The following is a 5,590-nucleotide window of genomic DNA, read 5'->3' as shown; positions in this document are numbered from 1 at the left end:
GTGATGAAGCTACCACACAGCATTGCCGCAGGGCGTCGGCTGGGCGGGGCACAGAACTTGGCAAGCTCCAACGGGCAGAGGGGACCGGCCTGCTGCTGATAAACGACCGCGGCCCTGACTCCATGTTTCCCGCTTATGCTGACTCCCGATGAGCGCATTACGGGAGCGAAAGAAAGCGGCGCTGCGCGCCACGATCGTGCGCTCGGCCGTCGAGCTGTTCGTGCAGCGTGGCTACGACTCGGTCGGGATGGAGGAAATCGCCCACGCATCGATGTGTTCGCGCAGCACGCTGAACCGATATTTTGGCACCAAAGAGGACGTGCTGTTCCCAGCGGTCCCCGAAGTCATCGAAGGATTGCGCAGCGCGCTCGACAACGTGAAGCGCACCGATGATCGATGGACGACTGCGCGCGAGGCGGTCACTATCCAACTGGGTCAATTCTTCGAGAATTTCGAGCCGGATCTGCGTGCGACGATCATGCGGCTGTGGTTCACCGAACCGACCCCGCGTCGGCGATACCTCGAGATCGCTTATGAGTGGGAAGAAATTCTCAAGGGCTACTTCGCCAGCGGCTTGCCCGATAATCCGGCGACCCATCTCAATGTCCAGGTCCTCGCGTCGGCGATGGTCTCGGCGCTTCGCGCAGTGCTGCATGCGGCGATCGAGACCGGCGATGACATCGCCTCCCTGGCCGACGCGGCGTTCGGCATGCTCGAGGCCGGCCTGCCGACCGCGCCGAAGCTCCCGCGACGCCGGTAAGTGCTCACTCGCGCGCGTTCAAACCAAGAATCGCGCTCCTAGCCAGTGTCTCGGCTTCTAGTTAGAACGATCGTTTGCGTGATGGTCCGTGTCTGTAGGCGCCAGAAGCGTCCGTTTTTGACACGCCTTCTCTATTGACGCGGTGTCGCAGTTTCTCTTAATCTAGCGTGATGACACTCTCAGGGCTGAAGGGTCAACGATGAACGGTCGCAGCCAGCGCATCTGCGCGTGGGCCGGGCCGGTGTGCGCCGTCACCTGGGCGGCCGGCTTCTTCTTACTCGCGGGGTTTATCCCACCCCCGTCGCCGAGCCTGGACGCCCACCAGATCGCCACGATGTTCGCCGAACACGGCTGGCGGATCCGCACCGGTCTGATCATCGTGGGATTCGGCGGTGCGATCTACTGCCCGTGGGCGGCCGCGATCAGCGTGCAGCTCAAGCGCATCGAAGGCCGGTTCTCGCCGATGACCTATACCCAGCTCGGTATGGGCTCCGTTTTCGTGTTGATCTTCATTGTGCCGGTGATGATGTGGCAGGCCGCTGCTTTCCGTCCGATGGAGAACATCGAGATCACCCATCGCTTCAACGACATGGCCTGGATGCTTTTCATCGGACCCGTCTGCACGATCTTCGTCCAGGGCATGGCGATCACGATTGCGATCCTGAGCGACAAGTCCGAGCGGCCCGTGCTACCGCGCTGGCTGGGCTGGTTCAACCTGTGGGCGCAGATCATTTACCTGCCGGGTACTTTGATCCCATACTTCAAAAGCGGTCCGCTGGCATGGAATGGCCTGCTGGCGTTCTGGATTCCGGTCGTGGTGTTCACCGTGTGGCTGTGCCTTATTACGGCGATGCTGTTGCGCGCGATCAACGAGCAGGAGCGTGCGGCCACCCATGAGTCGGCAGCACGACCGAGCGCGAGCACGGCGATGGCCGGTGAATCGCGATGACCGCACGCTCACAACGAATACTGCTGTGGTGGGGCCTCATCTTCATGGTGGTCTACGGACTGGTGTGGTGGGGGCTGCTTCACATGATGCCGCCGCCCAGCGCGAAATGGTCCGCGAACGAAATTGCGCGGTTCTATGTGCACAACGGATCCGAGATCAAGATCGGTGCCACCATCGCCGGCTGGACGAGCGGGTTCATGGTGCCCATCGCGGTGGTGGTGGCGATCCAAATTGCACGACACGAGGACGGTAAGCCGGTATGGGCGTCTCTCGCCCTCGCCGGTGGCGCATTGATGTCGATCCCGCTAATGCTTCCCCCGATTTTCTGGGGCGTCGCGGCGTTCACGCCGACACGGGCTCCCGACGTCACCGCGATCATGCACGAACTTGCGATGCTGACCTTCGTCACGACCGATCAGTACTACATCTTCATGTGGGTTGCGATCGCCTTCGTCGCGCTCCTTCCCAACACCGTTGCCTACACACCCTTTCCACGGTGGTTCGGGTACTACACCGCGTGGACGGCGCTGATGTTCGAGGCTGGCGCGATCGCCTTTCTCACCCGCTCGGGTCCTTTTGCGTGGAACGGCTTGCTGGCGTTCTGGTCGCCGGTGGTCACCTTCTTCGCATGGATGATCGTGATTGCGGTGCTGCTGTTCAGAGCGATCGCGTCGCAGGACGAGGCGCGCTCCCCGACGCTTGCGCTGCATGGCTAAGAATCAATTCGCGCTCGCCGCTACCCGCGGTTGTACCGAAACTGCGGCGGGTAGTCCCGCCCGAAGTCGCGGCCGTTGGCACCCTGGTCGCGGTTGTCGTTGCGCAGCAGCGGGATATCGGGTGCCGGGCAGGCGATGCCCGCTCCTTCGCCGCAGGTGTAGGTGAGGTACGACCGGGTTTGGATGTCCCGATTCCAAGCGGTGGAGTGGGCACCGAACCATGTGTTCGGGATCGTGTAGCCGACCGTCATCGCGAGCGTGACCAGTCCGATCACCGCTAGCGCCCTGATCGCTGTCACCTTGATCGGGCCGCCGCCGAGCTGTTCGGCTCCCCGCTCGGCCAGTGATTGCCCGCGATCGTTGGTGAAGTATCTGATGCAGGCGAACATCGTGAAAATGACGCCGGTGGTCAAGGCCTCGTTGAGCGGATACGCGTGGTAGGTGCCGGCGAAAATCTTGATGTGCCCGCCCGGATACTCCCAGGAACCCATGGGCATGAAGACAATTCCCTCGAAAACGATGTCAAACGGCACCATGACCGCAAAACAAATCGCGGCCAGACCCAGTCGCGGGATTCCGGGCCAACGTGCCTTCGCGCGGCGCATGATCGCTGCGCCCATCATCGTCACCAGTAGGAAGATCACCATGTAGGCGCCGGGCACGATGAGGAGCGGATAAGCCACTTGGTGGTCCGGTGTGCCGGGGGTTAGCGCACCGGGCAGGCTGTTCACCCACGAGCCCATGTTCACCTGCCAGGCGTTGTAGGTGTACCAGTGGCCGATGTATGCGCTGAGTGGGTCGTCGAAGGACAGCACGAGAAACGCGACGACCATCAGCCCGTCGAGTCCGATGCGCCGTTCGCGCCACCACGGGCGGATCACAAACCGATACAGGATCACCAAACCGGCGATCGGCAAAACGATTTGCCAGAACGTCAGCGCACCCTTCATCCACCCGGGAAGCGGGGTCGGGCCGGGATCGACCGACTTGAAATACGGGCCGCTGATCCACCGCACCAGCACGAACGCCTGGAACGCGAGTAGCGCCGCGCCGAGGGCGGCCCACCACTTGACCGCCACCACCGGTCGTTCCCCGACCGCAACCGGAAGTTGTCTGATCTGCGCGGAGGAAAGGGTGCTCATGTCGACACCTTCTTATCCGCGGTCATCTGGTGGACGATTCGATCCCCCGCGGCTTGGCCGGACACCAAGGCGCCGTTGACGCCAGGGATCGGCCCGATATCGCCGGCCAGTTGTACGCGGGCGGCCGGGTCGGTCTCGCGCATGAAGCGGTCTACCGCGCGGAAACGCCCCTCGTGCATGATCGGAACGACGTTGCGCCATCGTCCTATCTCGTAGTCGACGACCTTGGAGCTGAGGTCTCCGTAGTAGGGCTTTACGAAGCCCAGCACGGCGTCGATGACCTTCTCGTCAGGACTGTCCAGATTGTCCAGGCACCATTCATGGCGGCAGAAGGTCGTGATCATTCCCTTGTCGTCAGGGCATCGGTTGTTGGCCTTGAGGTGGTCGACGATCACGCCACATAGGTCGGGCTGCTCGCGCGGGGAACACATGATGTACGTCGCCGGGTTCGACGGCCGCTCGGACAACGCGATATGGCAGTTGACGCTGCAGATGTAGTCGGTCTTCTCGTAGTACTCGCGGGCGAATCCCGATATCTGAGGATAAATCTTAAGCGCTATATCCGTTGTCGTCGTCACAACGGCGTTGGCGAACTCCTCCGTGTGCTCTGCACCGTCGCGGCTGAAGGTAACCTCGACGCGATCACCTGCATCGGTCACATTGGCGACCGGTGTCGCGAGCCGAACATCGTTTAGCTGAGCCGCCATCGCGCGCGGCAAGGCATCCATGCCGTCGTCGAGCCCGTAGAAGTAGGGCTTGAAGAAATTCTTCATGGTCCACAGCAGTTGACCGACCGACACGTACGCGGGATCGCTCAACCACGGTCCCCGGACCACCACGGCGGCAACATAATCGAGGAGCTCTTCGCCTAGTTCGCGACGGCTGTAGGTGGTGACGGTGTCCGTGTCGATGGCGGCAACACCCGACGCGTCGGTGTAGTTGAGGTCTTGCCAATGCCTGGCCAGGAAGAACAGCAGCTTGGCCAGCTTTAGCTTGGCCCGGCCGGATAGGTACGGCGTCCGCAGTAGGCTCAGCGGCTTGCTGAGGTCGAGGAAGTTCAGCTCACCTCCACGGGGCAGCGCCCCAAAGGCGTTGAACTTGTGCATCTGTGCGCCGAGGCCGACCTCACGCATTTCCTGCGTGCACTCGGCGTAACTGCCGAGATAGATGAACGCCCCGACGTCGTAGACAAATTCGCCGCGTCGGATCGTCTTGACCCGGCCACCAGCACGATCCTCTGCCTCGAACACAACCGGTGTACCGCCTGCTTGCTGGATCCGTCGTGCCGCGGCGAGCCCGGCGATACCGCCGCCCACAACCGCAGTCCTCGCATCTGTTGCCATCAGTCACACCGTAACCTAGAAGTGATCGCTGATTCAAGAATGATTGTGTGATCATTTCCTGGCTTTTCGCAGCGACGCCGAGCGAGCCTTTCCCACTTTTGCTCCCTTCGCGGCGAACATCCCACCGTCAGTGACGATCTGGAGCGAGAACTTTTTAATGGGTGTTCGAAGGAAGCTGAAGTGCCCGGGCGAGGAACGCGTTCTCGTGATGGAGCAGACAGGATGTTGTTTTTTAAGTTGTTCTGTCTCATAATTGCCTGTATCGAGCGTTTTGTCATCGGGCACTGCCTGGAGACGGGATGACCGGCCGCAATTAAGAACGATCGTCAACGGTCATAAATGGCCTTACAGAATGGACGACTGACGGGAGGTACCGTGACCACTTCTGGAAGCGTCCCGTCTGCCCAATCGACGTCTTCCAACGCAACGGGCTCAGCGTGGACCACGGGTCGCCCTACACCTCCCATGGAGGACGGCCGGCTTCGCTTCCGTACTTTCGGTCCAACTCTGAGCGAATGTCGCGCTACGCGGATGCACCGGCACCACGCGGGGAAGGTGGTCTGCGATGACTGAGGTGGAGGCACAATTGCCGGCCGACATCGATGAGGAAGTCGATCCGCGCTGGGTGCGCTCACGGACCCGCCTTCTGGACGCGGCGGCCGATCTGCTGCGTGAAGGGG

At 61.7% G+C, this 5,590-nt stretch carries 5 protein-coding genes; 3 read left to right on the top strand and 2 right to left on the bottom strand.

What is annotated here, in order from left to right:
• The first annotated feature begins 148 nt into the window (after positions 1-148).
• The 3 genes from WAN02_RS00435 (at position 149) to WAN02_RS00425 (ending at position 2,425) form a co-directional block, all read left to right on the top strand.
• Complete coding sequence (locus WAN02_RS00435) at positions 149-760, top strand: TetR/AcrR family transcriptional regulator (protein WP_422261762.1); 612 nt, start codon at positions 149-151, stop codon at positions 758-760.
• Between the two features lie 199 nt (positions 761-959).
• Positions 960-1,709, top strand: a complete 750-nt coding sequence (locus tag WAN02_RS00430; RefSeq protein ID WP_422261760.1) for a hypothetical protein — start codon at positions 960-962, stop codon at positions 1,707-1,709.
• Positions 1,706-2,425 (top strand): hypothetical protein, encoded by a 720-nt coding sequence (locus WAN02_RS00425; protein ID WP_422261758.1) that lies wholly within the window; start codon positions 1,706-1,708, stop codon positions 2,423-2,425. Before WAN02_RS00430 ends, WAN02_RS00425 begins: the two co-directional genes overlap by 4 nt.
• Before the next feature lie 20 nt (positions 2,426-2,445).
• Here WAN02_RS00425 and WAN02_RS00420 read toward each other — a convergent pair whose 3' ends face one another.
• Both WAN02_RS00420 and WAN02_RS00415 read right to left on the bottom strand, forming a co-directional pair.
• A complete protein-coding gene (locus tag WAN02_RS00420) occupies positions 2,446-3,567 on the bottom strand; it encodes a spirocyclase AveC family protein (protein ID WP_422261756.1) in 1,122 nt (373 codons plus the stop codon).
• Positions 3,564-4,910, bottom strand: a complete 1,347-nt coding sequence (locus tag WAN02_RS00415) for a protoporphyrinogen/coproporphyrinogen oxidase (RefSeq protein WP_422261754.1) — start codon at positions 4,908-4,910, stop codon at positions 3,564-3,566. Before WAN02_RS00415 ends, WAN02_RS00420 begins: the two co-directional genes overlap by 4 nt.
• Positions 4,911-5,590 lie beyond the last annotated feature (680 nt).

The sequence above is a fragment of the Mycobacterium sp. genome, assembly GCF_049281135.1.
In the GTDB taxonomy this organism is placed as follows: Bacteria; Actinomycetota; Actinomycetes; order Mycobacteriales; family Mycobacteriaceae; genus Mycobacterium.
The sequence above is the reverse complement of the archived record's forward strand: the minus strand, read 5'-3'. Positions and strand labels throughout refer to the sequence as shown.

What these genes read in the sequence shown, in the direction of transcription:
- WAN02_RS00425 (WP_422261758.1), top strand. Translation starts at nt 1,706, where the DNA reads ATGACCGCACGCTCACAACGAATACTGCTGTGGTGGGGCCTCATCTTC.
- WAN02_RS00415 (WP_422261754.1), bottom strand. Translation starts at nt 4,910, where the DNA reads ATGGCAACAGATGCGAGGACTGCGGTTGTGGGCGGCGGTATCGCCGGG.
- WAN02_RS00435 (WP_422261762.1), top strand. Translation starts at nt 149, where the DNA reads ATGAGCGCATTACGGGAGCGAAAGAAAGCGGCGCTGCGCGCCACGATC.
- WAN02_RS00420 (WP_422261756.1), bottom strand. Translation starts at nt 3,567, where the DNA reads ATGAGCACCCTTTCCTCCGCGCAGATCAGACAACTTCCGGTTGCGGTC.
- WAN02_RS00430 (WP_422261760.1), top strand. Translation starts at nt 960, where the DNA reads ATGAACGGTCGCAGCCAGCGCATCTGCGCGTGGGCCGGGCCGGTGTGC.